13 protein-coding genes are annotated in these 16,670 nt (G+C 65.3%); 7 read left to right on the plus strand and 6 right to left on the minus strand.

The window, feature by feature from the left end; all coding sequences use genetic code 11:
* Positions 1–52 precede the first annotated feature (52 nt).
* Positions 53–1,393 (plus strand): MFS transporter, encoded by a 1,341-nt coding sequence (locus tag IVA78_RS31615; RefSeq protein ID WP_247278749.1) that lies wholly within the window; start codon positions 53–55, stop codon positions 1,391–1,393.
* Positions 1,394–1,454: 61 nt separating this feature from the next.
* On the opposite strand, the gene IVA78_RS31620 is transcribed toward IVA78_RS31615, so the two are convergent.
* From IVA78_RS31620 to galE, 3 genes are all read right to left on the minus strand, one after another.
* Positions 1,455–2,156, minus strand: coding sequence for a fumarylacetoacetate hydrolase family protein (locus IVA78_RS31620; protein ID WP_247334352.1), 702 nt, complete (start codon positions 2,154–2,156; stop codon positions 1,455–1,457).
* A 38-nt stretch (positions 2,157–2,194) separates the two neighbouring features.
* Complete coding sequence (locus IVA78_RS31625; RefSeq protein WP_247469383.1) at positions 2,195–3,997, minus strand: ABC transporter ATP-binding protein; 1,803 nt, start codon at positions 3,995–3,997, stop codon at positions 2,195–2,197.
* A 118-nt stretch (positions 3,998–4,115) separates the two neighbouring features.
* Positions 4,116–5,129 (minus strand): UDP-glucose 4-epimerase GalE, encoded by a 1,014-nt coding sequence (gene galE / locus IVA78_RS31630; protein WP_247422013.1) that lies wholly within the window; start codon positions 5,127–5,129, stop codon positions 4,116–4,118.
* A gap of 126 nt (positions 5,130–5,255) precedes the next feature.
* Here galE and IVA78_RS31635 point away from each other — a divergent pair, with 126 nt between their 5' ends.
* On the plus strand, positions 5,256–6,293 hold the full coding sequence (locus IVA78_RS31635; RefSeq protein ID WP_247422012.1) for a glycosyltransferase family 4 protein: 1,038 nt from the start codon (positions 5,256–5,258) through the stop codon (positions 6,291–6,293).
* 179 nt (positions 6,294–6,472) lie between these two features.
* Here the strand turns inward: IVA78_RS31635 and waaF are convergent, their stop codons facing one another.
* A complete protein-coding gene (gene waaF, locus IVA78_RS31640) occupies positions 6,473–7,543 on the minus strand; it encodes a lipopolysaccharide heptosyltransferase II (protein ID WP_247422010.1) in 1,071 nt (356 codons plus the stop codon).
* Positions 7,544–7,700: 157 nt separating this feature from the next.
* Here waaF and rfaD point away from each other — a divergent pair, with 157 nt between their 5' ends.
* The 5 genes from rfaD (at position 7,701) to IVA78_RS31665 (ending at position 14,488) form a co-directional block, all read left to right on the plus strand.
* Positions 7,701–8,681: an ADP-glyceromanno-heptose 6-epimerase gene (rfaD, locus tag IVA78_RS31645; protein ID WP_247422008.1), complete on the plus strand. Its 981-nt coding sequence runs from the start codon at positions 7,701–7,703 to the stop codon at positions 8,679–8,681.
* Positions 8,682–8,709: 28 nt separating this feature from the next.
* Positions 8,710–10,194 carry a D-glycero-beta-D-manno-heptose-7-phosphate kinase gene (gene rfaE1, locus IVA78_RS31650; protein ID WP_247422006.1) on the plus strand — a complete coding sequence of 495 codons (1,485 nt, stop codon included), beginning with the start codon at positions 8,710–8,712 and terminating at the stop codon, positions 10,192–10,194.
* Positions 10,191–11,477, plus strand: a complete 1,287-nt coding sequence (locus tag IVA78_RS31655) for an O-antigen ligase family protein (RefSeq protein ID WP_247422005.1) — start codon at positions 10,191–10,193, stop codon at positions 11,475–11,477. Before rfaE1 ends, IVA78_RS31655 begins: the two co-directional genes overlap by 4 nt.
* Positions 11,478–11,577: 100 nt before the next feature.
* On the plus strand, positions 11,578–13,491 hold the full coding sequence (locus IVA78_RS31660; protein WP_247422004.1) for an SDR family NAD(P)-dependent oxidoreductase: 1,914 nt from the start codon (positions 11,578–11,580) through the stop codon (positions 13,489–13,491).
* A gap of 49 nt (positions 13,492–13,540) precedes the next feature.
* Positions 13,541–14,488, plus strand: coding sequence for an NAD-dependent epimerase/dehydratase family protein (locus IVA78_RS31665; RefSeq protein ID WP_247422388.1), 948 nt, complete (start codon positions 13,541–13,543; stop codon positions 14,486–14,488).
* Here IVA78_RS31665 and IVA78_RS31670 read toward each other — a convergent pair.
* The gene (locus IVA78_RS31670; RefSeq protein ID WP_247422003.1) at positions 14,476–15,495 is read right to left on the minus strand and encodes a glycosyltransferase family 4 protein; all 1,020 of its coding nucleotides are present in this window, start codon (positions 15,493–15,495) and stop codon (positions 14,476–14,478) included. The two genes, IVA78_RS31665 and IVA78_RS31670, sit on opposite strands and share 13 nt — an antisense overlap.
* Positions 15,492–16,451, minus strand: coding sequence for a lysylphosphatidylglycerol synthase transmembrane domain-containing protein (locus IVA78_RS31675; protein WP_247301761.1), 960 nt, complete (start codon positions 16,449–16,451; stop codon positions 15,492–15,494). The genes IVA78_RS31670 and IVA78_RS31675 overlap by 4 nt, the downstream gene beginning before the upstream one ends.
* Positions 16,452–16,670 lie beyond the last annotated feature (219 nt).

Raw genomic sequence — 16,670 nt, forward strand, 5'->3', positions numbered from 1 at the left:
AACAACCGGCGAAAAATACGCAACCGGGGGGCTGTCCGGAGGAAACGCTCCCATGGCAACACTCGGCCTTGACGCCACCCGACTTACTCCATCCGAGCATCAGCGCCAGCTTCGTCGCGCGGTGATCGCGTCCACGGTAGGGACCGCGATCGAATGGTATGATTTCTTTCTCTACAGCACCGTCACCGGTCTGGTTTTCGCAAAGCTGTTCTTTCCGCAGTCCGACCCCTGGGTTGGCACGCTGGAGGCGTTTGCGATCTACGCAGTCGGCTTCATCGCGCGCCCGATCGGCGCGGCAATCTTTGGTCACTATGGCGACCGCATCGGCCGCAAGTCGACGCTGATCGCGACGCTGCTCTTGATGGGACTGGCGACCGCCGCGGTGGCCGTGGTGCCGACCTATGCGAGCATCGGCATCTGGGGCGCCGTGATCCTGACCGTGCTGCGATTCATTCAGGGCGTCGGCGTTGGCGGCGAGTGGGGCGGCTCGGTGCTGATGTCGATGGAATGGGCCCGCAGCGACCGATCCCGAGGATTGATCGCGTCATGGCCGCAATTCGGCGTGCCCTGCGGTCTGTTCCTCGCTAATCTCGCCGTGCTGGCGTTCAGCCAGATGGCGGGCGATCAGTTCCTGGCGTGGGGCTGGCGCATTCCATTCGCGCTCAGCATCATCCTGGTCGGCGTCGGCCTTTATATCCGGCTCGGCATCCTCGAAACGCCGGTGTTCTCAAAGCTCGTGGCCGAACGTCAGGTGGACCGCACGCCGATGCTGACCGTGATCCGGGAGTATCCGAAGGAGATTCTGCTGTCCGCCTTTGCGCGCATGTCGGAGCAGGCGCCGTTCTACATCTTCACAGCCTTCGTCTTTTCCTATGGCATCGGCACCTTGCATGTCTCGCGCGACTTCCTGCTGACCGCGGTGCTCTCGGCCTCGGTGCTGTCGTTCGTCTCGATTCCGCTGTGCGGACATATCTCCGATCAGATCGGCCGCAAGAACATGTACATGATCGGCGCTGCCGTGACGGGCATATTCGGCTTCGTCTATTTCGCGATGCTCGACACCGGATCGCCAACCATCATCTTCGTCGCGATCATCCTGTCGCTGATTCCGCATGACATGCAGTACGGCCCGCAAGCCGCCTTGATCGCCGAGAGCTTTACCGGACGCCTGCGCTACAGCGGCTCCTCGCTCGGCTATCAACTCGCTTCCGTGATCGCCGGCGGTCCGGCGCCGCTGATCGCAACCTGGCTGTTCGGCACGTTCCACTCGGCGACCGCGATCGCAATCTACATCGCGATTTGCGCTGTCGTGACGCTGGCCGCGACCGCGATGATGACCGATTACACCGGGAAGGACATCAACGTGGCCGGCGCGCATGAGCGGCGAACTTGAGCGCGTAAAAGCCCCGGACGCGACGTCCGGGGCTTTGCGTTTTCCTTGATTTGAGCTCAGCCTATTCTGGCTGGCCGATCGCGACCTTCAACGTGCCGATGCCGTCGACGCCGCATTCGAGCTTGTCGCCTACCTGGAGCTGCGACACGCCGGCCGGCGTGCCCGTCATGATGATGTCGCCGGCGGCGAGCTTCACCTGCTGCGAGAGCTGCCAGATGATTTCGGGCACGTTCCAGATCAACTCGGTGAGGTCGCCCTTCTGCGCTTCCTTGCCGTTGACCGTGAGCCAGATCTTGCCCTTGGCGGGGTGGCCGATCTTCGATGCCGGCTGAATCGCGGAGCACGGGGCGGAGCCGTCGAACGACTTGCCGATCTCCCACGGCCGCTCCTTCTTGCGCGAGGCGATCTGGAGGTCGCGGCGGGTGAGGTCGATGCCGACTGCGTAGCCGTAGACGTGGTCGAGCGCCTTGTCGGCAGGGATGTTCAGCCCACCGCTCTTCATCGCGACGACCAGCTCGACCTCGTGATGCAGATCCTTGGTCAGGGGCGGATAGGCAATGGTGGCGCCATCAGGCACCAGCATGTCGGCGTGCTTGGCGAAGAAGAACGGCGGGGCGCGCTCGTCATTGCCCATCTCGCGGATGTGCTCGAGATAATTGCGACCGACACACCAGATGCGGCGCACCGGATAGCGGCCGCTCTCACCGACGACGGGAAGCGAAGCCTGGGGCGGAAGCGGAATCACGTAGGAGGCGGCGTTCATGGAGCGGGTCTCGCGGCTCTTGAGGTTGACAAGGAACTCTATGCGGTTGCGCTGATCGGCGCCAGAGCGCCGGAATGGTGATGCTGCAGGCGGAAGAACGACGCATAGCGCCCGCCGCGGCGCAGCAGATCGTCGTGCCGGCCGTGCTCGACGATCTCGCCGCCCTCGACCACCAGGATGCGGTCTGCGTGCATGATGGTGTGCAGGCGGTGCGCGATCACGATGGTGGTGCGGTTCTGGCAGAGATGCTCGATCGCCTCCTGCACTTGCCGCTCGGACTCCGAATCGAGCGCGGCGGTGGCTTCGTCCAAGAGGATGATCGGCGCGTTCTTGATCAACGCGCGCGCCACCGCGATGCGCTGGCGCTGGCCGCCCGACAGCTGCGTGCCGTGCTCGCCGACGGGCGTGTCGTAGCCGAGCGGGAAACCCATGATGAAATCATGTGCGCAGGCCGCTTTTGCGGCCTCGATGATTTCCTGTTCGCTCGCGCCCGGCCTTCCGAAGGCGATATTGCTGCGGATGGTGTCGCGGAACAGATAGACGTCCTGGCCGACATAGGCGGTCTGCGCTCGGAGTGATTTTCGCGACACTGACGAGATCGACTGCCCGTCGATCACGATCTCGCCTTGCGTCACCTCGTGGAAGCGCAAGAGCAGCGCCAGCACGGTCGACTTGCCGCCGCCGGACGGGCCGACCAGCGCGGTGACCTTGCCCGGCTCGGCGACGAAGCTCATGCGGTTGAGCACGCTCTCGCCTGAGCGATAGGAGAAGCTCACGTCGCGCAGCTCGATGCGGGCATCTGACAGCTTCAGCGCCGGCTTGTCGTCATCGGACTGCTCGCTCGCCGGACTGTCGACGACCTCGAGCAGCATGCGCGCGCCGACCAACTGGCTGTTCAGGTCGATGTTGAGCCGCGCCAGCCGCTTGGCCGGCTCGGTCGCCATCAGGAATGCCGTCATGAAAGAGAAGAACGCGCCGGGCGTCGCATTGAGCGCGACCACGCTGTAGCCGCCATAGAGCAGGCAGCCGGCAACGGCGAATCCGCCTAGCATCTCCATCAGCGGATTGGAGCGGTTGGCGACGCGGGCCATCTTGTTGGCATTGCGCTCGACGATCGCGATGTTCTCGTCGATGCGCTTCTGCATGGTGTCTTCGAGCGTGAACGCCTTCACGGTGCGGATGCCCTGCAGCGATTCCTGCATGGTTTCCATGATATCGGCGGTGCCGGTGAACTGGTTATGCGCGAGACCCTTGATGCGCTTGACCAGGTTGCGCAGCACCAGCATCGCAGGTGGCACCGCGACGAGGCCGATGAACGACATCATCGGGTCCTGCCATACCATCACGCCGATCATAGCAAGCAGCATCAATAGGTCACGCCCGACGGCGTTGACCAGCATGTTGAGCACGTCGGTGATGGACTTGGCGCCGGCGGTCAGCCGCGCCAGAAATTCGGACGAATGCCGCTCGGAGAAGAAGCCGACGCTTTCGCGCATCAGCTTGGCGAAGAGCTGACGCTGGTTGGTAGCGAGGATGGCGTTGGAGATCTTGGTCAAGATCACCATGTGGCCGTAGGTCGCGACGCCCTTGATGAACAGCAGCACCACCGTGATGGCCGAAAACATCGCGATGCCTGGAATGTTCTTGTCGACATAGGCCTGATTGATGACCTGGCCGAGCACGTAGGTCGCGCCTGCGGTCGCGCCGGCGGCGAGCGCCATCAGCGCGAAGGCGACGAGGTAGCGCCTCCAGTAAACGACCCCTTGTTCCAAGACCAGGCGGCGAATCAACACCGCTGCTGCATAGGGGTCGTCAGTGATTTTCTTTGGGAACTGGGCCATCCGGTGTCCATTGACGGCGCGGGACAAAGCCTGCCCGTGCGTCAGGGATCGATGGGCCTCTGTGCCCGCTCGGCTACAGTTTTTCAAGCCCAATTAAGGGCTTGCGCTCGGGTTGATTCTAGGCCGAGACGGCGTGGCGGAGCTCGCCATGGCGCTCGCGGAACAGCTTGTCCTCCCAGGCCAGGGCGTGCGCGGCGATGGTCTCGAGGTCATCATACTGTGGGTGCCAGTCGAGCAGGCCGCGGATGCGGCTGGTGTCGGCGACCATGGTCATGATGTCGCCAGGCCGGCGCGCGGCGTATTGCACGGCGAAGCTGCGGCCCGAAACCCGCCGCACCGCGTCGATGGTCTCCAGCACCGAATAGCCACGGCCATAGCCGCAATTGAGCGTCGTCGAGGCGCCGCCATTGCGCAAATAGGCCAGCGCCGAGCGATGCGCCTGCGAGAGGTCGGTGACGTGGATGAAATCGCGGATGCAGCTGCCGTCCGGGGTTGGATAGTCCGTGCCGAACACGTCGATCTTGGCGCGCTGGCCGGTGGCGGCTTCAACTGCGATCTTGAGCAGATGCGTGGCACCGGCGGTGGCAAGGCCGATGCGCGCCTGCGGATCGGCGCCGGCGACGTTGAAGTAGCGCAAGGTCACATATTGCATGCCGTAGGCGGCGGCGACGTCATGCAGCATGATTTCGGTCATCAGCTTCGACGAGCCGTAAGGCGACAGCGGTCGCGTCGGCGCATGCTCGGGCACCGGCACCTGGTCAGGATCGCCGTAGACGGCGGCGGTCGAGGAGAAGATGAAGCGGCTGATGCCGCGCTTGACCGCGACGTTGAGCAGATTGCGCGCGGTCATGAAGTTGTTGCGATAATAGCCGAGCGGATCGCGCATCGAATCCGGCACGACGACCGAGCCCGCGAAATGGATGATGCTCTCGATGTCGTGCTGCGCGATCACGCCTTCGAGCAGGTTCTCGTCGCCGGCATCGCCGATGAACAGCGGCACGCCTTCCGGCAGATAGGTGGAGAAACCCGTGGAGAGATCGTCGATCACGACGACGTCCTCGCCGGCTTCCGCCAGCGCCAGGACCGTGTGACTTCCGATATAGCCGGCGCCGCCGGTGACTAGCACAGTCATGATCTCACCCGTCTTCGATCAACGCCTAAAACTACCGCCCGCGTGGTGAAGAGGGGGTATCGGCGCGGCTGAACTGGTCACTATGCTTAATGTTGCGTATAGGGATCTTTCGAAACGGAGCATGACGTGGCGAATTTCCCCGGCGATCTCGAAGTGATCGTGCCAAATCTGCACAGGCGCTATTCCGGGGTCACCGCGACCAATCGGATGGTGGCGCCGCGGCTCGCAAGGCTGTTTCGCGCGGCCTGGTTCGGCTCCGATGCGCCGGCGGGGATCGGCCGCCTGAGCGCTGCGGATTTTCTGAAGCTATGGCGGCGCAAGGCGCCGCTGATCTGGCATGCGCGGCGCAACAACGAGATGATCGCCGGCGTCGCGTTGCGCGCGCTCGGCTGGCCCCTGAAGCTCGTGTTCACTTCGGCGGCGCAGCGGCATCACAGCTGGATCACGCGCTGGCTGATCCGGCGCATGGATGCGATCATCGCAACGAGCGACATCTCGGCATCCTTCCTGAAAGTGAAGGCAACCGTGATCCCGCATGGTGTCGACACCGACGTCTACGCACCGCCGACAGATCGCGCCGCGGCCTTCGCCGAAGCCGCGCTGCCCGGCCGCTACGCAATCGGCTGCTTCGGCCGCGTGCGCGCCCAGAAGGGCACCGACGTATTCGTCGATGCGATGTGCCGGCTGCTGCCGCGACATTCGGATTTCTCCGCTGTGATCGTCGGCCAGGTCACGCCCGAGCAGACGCGCTTTGCCAACGACCTGAAGCAGCGCATCGAGACGGCCGGCCTGCAATCGCGCATCGTCATGACCGGCGAATTGCCGATCGAAGCGGTGCAGCGCTGGTATCAGCGATTGACGATCTACGCCTTCACCTCGCGCAACGAAGGTTTCGGCCTGACGTTGATCGAAGCGATGGCGACCGGCAGCGCCCTCGTCGCCGCACGCGCCGGCGCGGCCGAACTCGTGGTCGAGGATGGCGTGACCGGCGTGCTGGTGCCGCCGGGCGATGTCGATGCGCTGGTCGCCGCGCTGGAGCCGTTGATGCGAGATGTGGACGCCGCGACCGCGATGGGCGCGCGCGGGCGGGCGCGGGTGCTCGCAAAGTTCAGCCTGGATGCGGAGGCGGCGCGGATCGGCGAGATCTATCGGCCGCTGCTCTGAACCGGTTTTTTTCACGACGCCAAACAAAAAGCGCGAAAACAACCCCATGCACCGTAGCCGGTGCTAGCAAAATCAATGGGTTGACCGCTGGCACGATCTTTTGCGGATTTTTCGAATCGTGTTTGACTTGTCGGGCAAAACACTGGCAGGATGTCATCATCGGCAATGGCCGGATCGCCTCACGTCGTCGTCCGCGCTTCCGCTTCACTCAACACCCGCTGCGCAATCGCGACCACCTCGCTCGCCGCGATGTCGCGCATGCAGCGGTGGTCGTTCATCTTGCAGATCGTGCTCTGGCACGGCTGGCAGGACAGCACGCTCTTGTTCTGGACCACGGTGGCGGCAAGGCCGTTGAGTGGGGCCCAGAGATAGGGGTCGGTTGGCCCGAAGATGCCCATGGTGGGCGTGCCCAGGGCGGCTGCGATGTGCATCAGGCCGGAATCGTTGGAAATCGCGACGCCGGCCGCGGCCATGGCCAGCACGCCATTGCGCAGGTCGTTGCCGGTGAGGTCTCGCACCCCCGCGCCGCCGGCTGCGACGATCTCCCGGGCGAGGCCTTTCTCGGCGGGGCCGCCGACCACCCAGACCTCCAGGCCGCGCTCGACCAGCAACCGGGCAGCCTCGGGATAGTAGGTCCAGCGTTTGGACGCCCCGACGGAGCCGGGCGCCAGCGCTACGGCTGCGCCGGCGCTGAGGCCATTGGCCTGCCGCCAGCGGGCGATCTCCTCGGCCGGGACCCGCAATTGCGGCACCGGCCATTCCGCAGGCAGCGGCGCGCCGTCGGGCTGGGCAAGGGCGGCGTTCTTGTCGATGAAGCGGGGCAGCTTCTTCTCGCCCCAGCGCCAGCGGTTGAGCAGGCCGAACCGGAACTCGCCGACGAAGCCGACCCGTTCGGGAATGCCCGCTAGCGCGGGCGCGATGGCCGCCTTCCAGGTCCGGGGCAGCACCAGGGCGGTGCCGTAGTTCCGCTCGCGCAGGCGTTTTGCCAGGCTGAGCTGGCGGCCAATTGCGAGCCGGCCGCGCGGCAGGTCCCAAACGACGCCAGCGCGCACGCCGGGCATGTAATCGACCAGCGGGGCGCACAGCGAGGTGGTCAGGAGATCGACCGGCCGGTTTGGCCATCGCTGATTTAGCACCCGCACGACGGTGTGATTCCGGACGAAATCGCCGATCCACATGTAGGGAATGATCAGGATCGGGCGCGTGTCGTCCCGGTCTGCATGTTCACCAAGTTTCGAATTTTGATTCATTGTTAATACGATCGGGCGAGCTGATATGGGCGCTCGGTTAGCCGCTCCCAGCCAACAGGTAAAGCCGGCTGAGGAACGATGCCAAAACCGCTTACACTTTGGCAGATCATGCGCTACGGCAGGACCGGGCCTTCAGAAAATCGGGCAGGTAGGTGGAATGTTGCTGGTGACCGGCGGGGCCGGTTTTATCGGATCGAACGTCGTCGCCGCGCTGAATCAGGCCGGCCGCAGCGACGTCGTGGTCTGCGATCTCCTCGGCTCTGACGGCAAATGGCGCAACCTCGCCAAGCGGCAGCTTGTGGATATCGTCCCGCCGGCCGAACTGGAGGGCTGGCTGAAGGGCCGCAAGCTCGACGCAATGATCCATCTTGGTGCGATTTCCGAGACCACCGCGACCGACGGCGATCTCGTGATCGAGACCAATTTCCGCCTCTCGATGCGCCTGTTGGACTGGTGCACGGCGAATGCGGTGCCGTTCATCTATGCCTCATCGGCCGCGACCTATGGCGATGGCGCGGATGGCTTCGACGACGATTTCTCGCTGCCGGCGCTGAAAAAGCTGCGGCCGATGAATCTGTACGGCTGGAGCAAGCACCTGTTCGACCTCGCTGTTGCCGAGCGCGTAGCGAGGGGCGACCGGCTCCCGCCGCAATGGGCGGGCCTGAAATTCTTCAACGTGTTCGGCCCCAACGAATACCACAAGGGCTCGATGATCAGCGTGCTGGCGCGCCGCTTCGATGACGTGAAAGCGGGCCGCGTCGTGCAATTGTTCAAGTCGCATCGCGAAGGTATTGCTGACGGCGACCAGCGCCGCGATTTCATCTATGTCGACGACGTCGTGCGCGTCCTCATGTGGCTGCTGGCGACGCCGTCGGTCTCCGGCCTCTTCAACGTCGGGACCGGCAAGGCGCGCAGTTTCAAGGACCTGATGCTGGCAGCCTATGCAGCCCTCGGCAAAAGCCCCAACATCGAATACATCGACATGCCCGAGGCGATCCGGGGCAGCTATCAATACTTCACCCAGAGCAAGGTCGATCGTCTCCACCGCGCCGGCTATAACGGTGGCTTCACGACGCTTGAGAACGCGGTCAAGGCCTATGTCGGGGATTACCTCGACCGGCCCGACCGCTTCCGCTGAGGCCCCAAGGACCTGAGGCCCAAAGATCATGCCGACACCCATCCTCGATTTCGATGCCCTCGCACAGGCCATCAGCGGCCGCACGGTGCTGTGCATCGGCGACATCATGCTGGACGAGTTTGTCTATGGCGAGGTGTCGCGAATCTCGCCGGAAGCGCCCGCGCCGGTGATCTCGGCACAGCGCAGCGAGATCCATATCGGCGGCGCCGGCAACGTCGCGCGCAACGTCGCCTCCCTCGGCGCGCGCTGCATCTTCGTCGGGCTCATCGGCGAGGACGATGCGGGCAGGCGGCTTGCCTCGGCGCTGGCGGAGTACGCCGGCATCGACAGCGTTCTGGTGAGCGACGTCTCGCGCCCGACCACGCGAAAAGTCCGCTTCGTTTCCGAGCATTTTTCCACGCATATGTTGCGTGCGGATTGGGAGCAGGCGGGGCCTGCCTCCGATGCGACCGAGACGAAGCTGATCGAGGCGATCCTGCCGCAGATCGCGCGCGCCGACATCGTGCTGCTGTCCGACTACGCCAAGGGCGTGCTGACCGCACGCGTGATCCGCCACACCATCGACGCCGCGCGAAAGCTCGGCAAGCCCGTCATCGTCGACCCCAAGAGCCTGAACTGGGCGATCTATCGTGGCGCCACGCTGCTCACGCCCAACCGCAAGGAGTTTTCGGAGGCGACGCGGAGCCGCGCCGACAGCACGCAGAGCATCGTTGATGCCGGCGAGGACGTGATGCGGCTCGCCGATTGCGAGGCGATCCTGGTCACGTTGGGCGAGCACGGCATGACGCTGGTGCCGCGCAGCGGCGAGGCGGTCCATGTTCCGGCGTTCCCGGTGAAGGTGCGCGACGTCTCCGGCGCCGGCGACACGGTTGCCGCCGCGCTTGCGGTCTCGCTCGCAGCGGGCGCGGACTGGGACACGGCGCTGCGCATGGCCAATGCCGCCGCCGCCGTCGCCGTCGGCAAGCAGGGCACCGCCACCGTGAGCGCGGCCGAGCTGCGGCGAAAGATCCTGCCCCACGCCTATCTCGCCGCCGAGGTGAAGATCGTGCTCGAGCCGGACGCGCTGGACGCGCAACTCGCCGAATGGACGAGGCAGGGCCAGCGCGTCGGCTTCACCAATGGCTGTTTCGACATCCTCCACCCCGGCCACGTCAAGGTGCTGACCGCGGCGCGCGCCGCCTGTGACCGCCTGATCGTGGGTCTCAACAGCGACGCGTCGGTGCGGCGGCTGAAGGGCGCCGATCGTCCGGTCCAGGACGAGCGCGCGCGTGCCGAGGTGCTGGCCGCGCTCGAGGCCGTCGATCTCGTCGTCATCTTCGAGGAGGACACGCCGATCGAGCTGATCACCAAGATCAAGCCGGCTGTGCTGGTGAAGGGCGGCGACTATACCCGCGAGCAGGTGGTCGGCCACGAGGTCGTCGAGGCCACGGGCGGGACGGTCGTGCTGGTCGACATCCTCCAGGGCTTCAGCACCACCGCGCTGGTGCATCGCGCGCGGGGAGGGAGCAAGTGACGGCGCTCGCCCGCGAGACGACGGGCCATATGCTCTTGCGGCGCCTGCGCAGCCCGGCGGCCTGGCGCGAGACGGTGGACATTTTTGCGGTGCTGACCGCGGCTTCGCTGCCCTGGTCGACGTCGCTCGCGGGGATATTCAATGCCCTCATGCTGCTGTGCATGGTGCCGTTTCTCGACGTCCGCGCATTCCTGCAGTCGCTGAAGCGTCCGATCTGCGTTGCGCCGATTGCGCTGGTCGTTCTCGCGCTGGCGGGGACGCTGTGGTCGGACGCGTCCTGGGGCGCGCGCCTATATGCGGTCAACCCAACCGTCAAGCTGCTCGTGCTGCCCGTCCTGCTCTACCATTTCGAGCGCTCGCGGCGCGGGCATTGGGTGATCGTCGCGTTCCTGGTGTCCTGCGCGCTGTTGTCGGTGATGTCGTGGCTGGTCGCCTTCTATCCCAACCTTGCGCTCAAGACCGACCCGCCCGAACGCGGCATCTTCGTCAAGAACTATATCGACCAGAGCCAGGAATTCGCGCTCTGCGCGGTCGCGCTCGCCTATCCGGTCGTGACGCTGCTGCGTGAGAAGCGTTACTGGCTGGCCGGGCTGCTCACTGTGCTGGCACTCAGCTTCTTCGTCAACATGGCCTTCGTGGTGGTGTCGCGCACGGCGCTCGTCACCATTCCGATTCTGTTCGGCGTGTTCGCGCTGCTTCACCTCAAAGGCCGCAGCATAGCGATCGTTGCCGCCGTTCTGCTCGCCGGCGCCGTTCTGGCTTGGCAGGCTTCGCCGCATTTGCGGCAGACCGCCGAGAGGTTCGCCAGGGATTACACCGGCTATGTGGAAAGGGGCGAGCCGACCTCGATGGGCATGCGGCTCGAGTTCTGGCGGAAATCGCTCGGCTTCTTCGCGGAGGCGCCGATCTTCGGCCACGGCACAGGCTCGACGCGGGGATTGTTCGAGCGGGTCGCAACGCCCCGCGGTCAGTACCAGGCATCCGCCGAAGTGATCGGCAATCCCCATAACCAGACGCTGAACGTCGCCGTGCAATGGGGCGCTATCGGCATCGCCGCTCTCTATGCGATCTGGATCCTGCATCTGCTGTTGTTTCGTGGCGAGGGGCTTGCCGACTGGATCGGGCTGCTGGTGGTGGTGCAGAACGTCTTCACTTCGTTGTTCAACTCCCATCTGTTCGACTTCCACGAGGGCTGGATGTACGTCATCGGCGTCGGCGTTGCCGGCGGCATGGTGATCCGGGCACGACAGGTGGAGGTGAAGGCGGGGGACTGCGGTTCCTGAACGGCCGGCGCGCGGTTGCTACGCTCTGACTGGCATGTCTTGCCGAGATGGGCTATCAGCGCCGTCAGGTTGCACCTAACTGGGTTTCATCGGCCGGCGGATGACGCGTCTTTCGCATCTCACCTCGCGCAATTTCCTGATCGCGCTGCACGACGTGCTTGCGACCACTGCGGCACTTTTTGCCGCCTTCTATCTGCGATTCGAGGGCGGTGACGGCTTCTTCGCGCGCCTGCCGCTCCTGTTCCAGATCCTACCCTACTTCCTCGGCTTGGCCGTGGTCGTGTTCTTCCTCTTCAACCTGACCACGACGAAGTGGCGCTTCATCTCGCTGCCGGATGCGCTGAACATCATCCGCGCTGCAACCGTGCTGACGCTCGCGCTGCTGGTGCTGGACTACATCTTCGTCGCGCCCAACGTCCGCGGCAGCTTCTTCGTCGGCAAGGTGACCATCGTCCTCTACTGGTTTCTCGAGATCGGCTTCCTCAGCGCGCTGCGCATGACCTACCGCTACTTCCGCTATACGCGGGTGCGGCGTCATGCGCGCACCGAGGACGCCGCGCCGACGCTGCTGATCGGCCGGACTGCGGATGCCGAGGTGCTGTTGCGCGGCATCGAGAGCGGGGCGATCAAGCGGATCTGGCCGGTCGGCATATTGTCGCCCTCGCGCGCCGATCTGGGCCAGCTCATCCGCAACGTGCCGGTGCTGGGCGGCATCGACGATTTCGAGGACGTCATCGGGGACTTTTCCAAGCGCGACAAGCCGATCGCCCGCATCGTGATGACGTCGTCGGCGTTCGAGCCGGAAGCCCATCCCGAATCGGTCCTGATGCGGGCACGCAAGTTAGGCGTGATCGTGAGCCGCATGCCCTCGCTGGAGAGCGGCGAGGCGCCACGGCTCACGGCGGTCGCGGTCGAGGACCTCTTGTTGCGGCCGAGCGAGAAGATCGACTATGCGCGCCTGGAAGCGCTGATCAAGGGCAAGGCGGTGATCGTCACCGGCGGCGGCGGCTCGATCGGGTCCGAGATATGCGAGCGCGTGGTCACCTTCGGTGCTGCACGCGTGCTGATTCTGGAGAATTCCGAGCCGGCACTCTACGCCGTCACGGAGACGCTCGCCGCGCACGGCTCCGGCGCTGCGATCGAAGGGCGGATTGCCGACATCCGCGACCGCGAGCGCATCATACGCCTGATGGCGGAGTTCAAGCCCGACATCGTGTTTCACGCCGCGGCCCTCAAGCACGTGCCGATCCTCGAGCGCGATTGGAGCGAGGGAGTCAAGACCAACATCTTCGGCTCGATCAACGTCGCCGATGCGGCGCTTGCCGCAGGCGCCGAAGCCATGGTGATGATCTCGACGGACAAGGCGATCGAGCCGGTATCGATGCTCGGCCTGACCAAGCGCTTCGCCGAGATGTATTGCCAGGCGCTCGACCATGATCTCGCAGTAGCGAGCGGCGGCGCCAGGCCGCCGATGCGGCTGATCTCGGTGCGGTTCGGCAATGTGCTGGCTTCGAACGGCTCGGTGGTGCCGAAGTTCAAAGCCCAGATCGAGGCCGGCGGCCCCGTCACCGTCACCCATCCCGACATGGTCCGCTACTTCATGACCATCCGGGAAGCCTGCGATCTCGTCATCACGGCGGCAACGCACGCACTCGGACAGACGCGGCCCGATGTCTCGGTCTACGTCCTCAACATGGGACAGCCGGTGAAGATCGTCGATCTCGCTGAGCGTATGATCCGCCTCTCGGGCCTTGAGCCCGGCTACGACATCGACATCGTGTTCACGGGCATGCGGCCGGGCGAGCGGCTGTACGAGATCCTATTCGCCTCCGAGGAGCCGACCCGCGAAATCGGCGTTGCCGGCATCATGGCGGCGCAGCCGAACGAGCCGCCGATGCAGACGCTGCGCAAATGGATTGCGGCGCTGGAGCAGGCGATCGCGCGCGACGATCGCGCCACCATCAGGACCATCCTGAAGGATGCGGTTCCCGAATTCGGGTCGACCGCGGCCTGATCGTGCCGGTCGACGGATTGTTGCGCAACGCTGTTCTGTCGGAGCAATGATGAGCGAGATAAAGCCGGTCGCGCTGGTGACGGGAGCGAGTGGCTTCATCGGCCGTCATGTCGTGCGCGCATTGACGCGTGAGGGCTGGTCGGTCCGGTGCGCGGTGCGCAGCCCGGAAGGGGCCGGCGACGAGGTCGTGATCGCATCGATCGGCCCCGAAACCGACTGGCGGGCCGCGCTTGAAGGCGTCGACGCCGTCATCCATCTCGCCGCGCGCGTGCATTACAAGAACGACGAGCGCGCGGTCGAGCTCTACCGCAAGGTCAATGTCGAGGGCACACTGCGCTTGGCGCGCTGCGCAGCGACGGCCGGCGTACGCCATTTCATCTTCATCAGCACTGTTCTGGTGCACGGCCGCAGCAACGAGGGCCGTGCCCCGTTCAGCGAGCGCGATGTCCCGACGCCGCGTGGCCTCTACGGCGCGTCCAAGGCCGAGGCCGAGGCGGGCTTGAGGACGCTGGCGCGGGACAGCGACATGAAAATCTCGGTGATCAGGCCGCCGCTGATCTACGGCGCACACGCCAAGGGCAATTTCCCGCTGCTGGCGCGCGCGGTCAGGCTGGGGCTGCCGCTGCCCTTTGCGGCGATCCGCAATCGCCGCAACTTTCTATGCGTGCAAAACCTGTCGTCGTTCATCCTGCACCGGCTCGGCCATCCCGACCCCACGAGCAATTTCGAGATCTTCCTGCTGGCCGACAGGGAAAGGGTCTCGACGCCCGAATTCATCGCGTGCCTCGCGAGAGCCTCCGGCAAGCGCCCGCGGCTGTTCGGCATACCGCCAAACCTGCTCAGCGCGGCCCTGCGCGTGACCGGGCGTCAGGATATGCATGACGGCCTGATCGGCTCGCTCGAGCTCGACATCTCGAAGGCGATCGCAACCGGCTGGCAGCCGCAGCTCACCCTCGAGGAGGGCTTGCGTCTGGCGGTGTCGGATCAGGAGCCCTGAGACCGCGAGAAGCGGTGCAGCACGCATCCGACCGCGAGCGCGCCGGCCACAAGTGCGCTCGTGGTGACCGCCGGCGCGGCGGCACGGATGGTGAGGATGGCGAGCCCGGCGAGCACGAGGTTGAGCAGGAAGACCTCGCCGATCACCCGCGGGACCGTGAAACCGTTGTCAGTGGCGCGCTGGTAGAAATGCGTACGGTGCGCCGACCAGAACGGCTCGCGCCGCGCGATCCGTCGAAACAGCGTGATGGTGGAATCGGCGAGATAATAGGCCGGCAGCAGCAGTGCCGCGGCCGTCTGCCCGCGAAAGGCGAGCTCGAGCAGGCACCAGCCAAGCAAAAGGCCGATCGGCAGGCTGCCGACATCGCCCAGGAAGACTCTTGCCACCGGACGGTTGAACGGCGCAAAGCCGAGCATGCCGCCGCACAGCGTCGCCGCGACCAGCGCGGCCGGCCATGGCAGCTCGCCCAGCCATCCCAGCAGCAGCAGCGCCGCGGTGACCGGCACCACTTCCGCGGCCGTCATCAGATCGAGCCCGTCCATGAAGTTGACGAGGTTCACGAACCAGACCCCTGCGAGCAGGATGAGGCCGCGCTCCAGCGCAAGCGGCAGCGCCGGAACGATGCGCGCAGTCTCGGGCGCGGTGAACACCACGGCGCCGACGGCCGCGGCCTGCAGCACCAGCCGCACCAGCACCGGCAGCGATACGATGTCGTCGGCAAATCCGACCAGCGCGATCAAGACCGTCGCACCGAGCAGTGCGGGCGGGATCGCGACGTTCGCGACACTCGCAAAGAGCGAGGCGACGATGAGCGTCGCCGCGATCACGGCGATGCCCGCACCCTGCGGGGTCGGAATGCGATGCGAGGAGCGCGCGTTCGGCCGTGCCAGCGCGTAGCGCTGGAGCAGGGGACGGCTGCTCCAGGTGATGAGCGCCGACACCAGCGCGGCGATTGCGACGGCAAGCAGCGACGGCACGGCGGCGAGGGCGTCTGCGGCCGAGCTCACTCGGGCACTCCGATCGGGACCGACCCTTGCGCGGCCTTCTCCGCGCTGAGGATCCAGACCAACCCGCCGATCGCGCCGACGATGAAGAACACGGCGCCAAACAGCAGCGAGACGTTGACACCTTCGTTTGCGGCGAGTCCGGCGAAGCCGAACGCGAGGCTCATGGTGGCTTCACGCACGCCCCAGCCCGCGATCGAGATCGGCATCATGGTGATCAGCATCACCGGCGGGACCAGCAGGAATATCTGGCCGAAGCTGATTGGCGCGGCGATCGCCTGCACGACGCACCAGGCGACGACGACGGCGAGCACGTGAACGAGGACCGACAGGACCGCGATGATCGGTCCGCGGCTGCGGCTGAAGATCACGCGATTGGCGATCACGGCACAGGCGTGGATGTGATGCGTCGCCCACCAGGTCTTCAGCCAGCGCCATTTCAACGCGCCGAAGATCAGGAAGCCGAGGCCGCCCGCCAGTGCCGCGAAATCGATGAGCAGCAGCGCCGAGCGCCCGTGCGGATCGGTGATGAGGGTATAACTCCAGGGCAGGCTCGCGACGATGAGCACCGCGAGCGCGATCAAGCCGATCGCGCGATCGACGAAGATCGAGTAGGTCGCCGCGCGCCAGCCGGCGCCGGCGCGCGCAACCAGCCACAGCCGGACCGCATCGCCGCCGATCGCCGACGGCAGGGTCTGGTTGAAGAAGGCACCGATCACGTTGTAACGCATGGCACGGCCGAGCTCGAGCGGCGCGCCGCACGCGGCGCTGATCTCGCGCCAGCGCAGCACGCCGACGAAGATTTGCAGGAACGCGACCGCGATCGCCACGCCGATCCAGAACAGGCTGGACACCGTGAAGCGCGAGAACAGTTCGGACAGGTCCACCTTGCGCAGCGCCAGATAGAGCAGCGCCGCGGAAATCAGGATCTTGGCCGCAGAAAACAGGATTCGGCGCATCTCGCCCGCATGAACAGGTTTGCGAAGATTGGAGGCAACCCGACGCGAGGCGCCGAATTCGGCCGCTTTGGTATGGTTTTGGCGCCGATCTTGCAATAGCCGATGTAAGACGCTGTGCAGCGGCGTTTGAAGGCCTGCATGAGGAGCGGCAGGCCTATTGCGACCTCCACGAAGTGGCGGCTAAACAGGCTCTGTGGGCAAGGGATCCCTGGGGAACAG

Origin of the sequence: Bradyrhizobium sp. 137, from assembly GCF_023074095.1 — a bacterium.
Taxonomy (GTDB): Bacteria; Pseudomonadota; Alphaproteobacteria; order Rhizobiales; family Xanthobacteraceae; genus Bradyrhizobium.

Coding starts and splice junctions, on each gene's coding strand:
- IVA78_RS31615 (WP_247278749.1), top strand. CDS start 53: ATGGCAACACTCGGCCTTGACGCCACCCGACTTACTCCATCCGAGCAT.
- IVA78_RS31620 (WP_247334352.1), bottom strand. CDS start 2,156: ATGAACGCCGCCTCCTACGTGATTCCGCTTCCGCCCCAGGCTTCGCTT.
- IVA78_RS31625 (WP_247469383.1), bottom strand. CDS start 3,997: ATGGCCCAGTTCCCAAAGAAAATCACTGACGACCCCTATGCAGCAGCG.
- galE (WP_247422013.1), bottom strand. CDS start 5,129: ATGACTGTGCTAGTCACCGGCGGCGCCGGCTATATCGGAAGTCACACG.
- waaF (WP_247422010.1), bottom strand. CDS start 7,543: ATGAATCAAAATTCGAAACTTGGTGAACATGCAGACCGGGACGACACG.
- rfaD (WP_247422008.1), top strand. CDS start 7,701: ATGTTGCTGGTGACCGGCGGGGCCGGTTTTATCGGATCGAACGTCGTC.
- rfaE1 (WP_247422006.1), top strand. CDS start 8,710: ATGCCGACACCCATCCTCGATTTCGATGCCCTCGCACAGGCCATCAGC.
- IVA78_RS31660 (WP_247422004.1), top strand. CDS start 11,578: ATGACGCGTCTTTCGCATCTCACCTCGCGCAATTTCCTGATCGCGCTG.
- IVA78_RS31665 (WP_247422388.1), top strand. CDS start 13,541: ATGAGCGAGATAAAGCCGGTCGCGCTGGTGACGGGAGCGAGTGGCTTC.
- IVA78_RS31675 (WP_247301761.1), bottom strand. CDS start 16,451: ATGCGCCGAATCCTGTTTTCTGCGGCCAAGATCCTGATTTCCGCGGCG.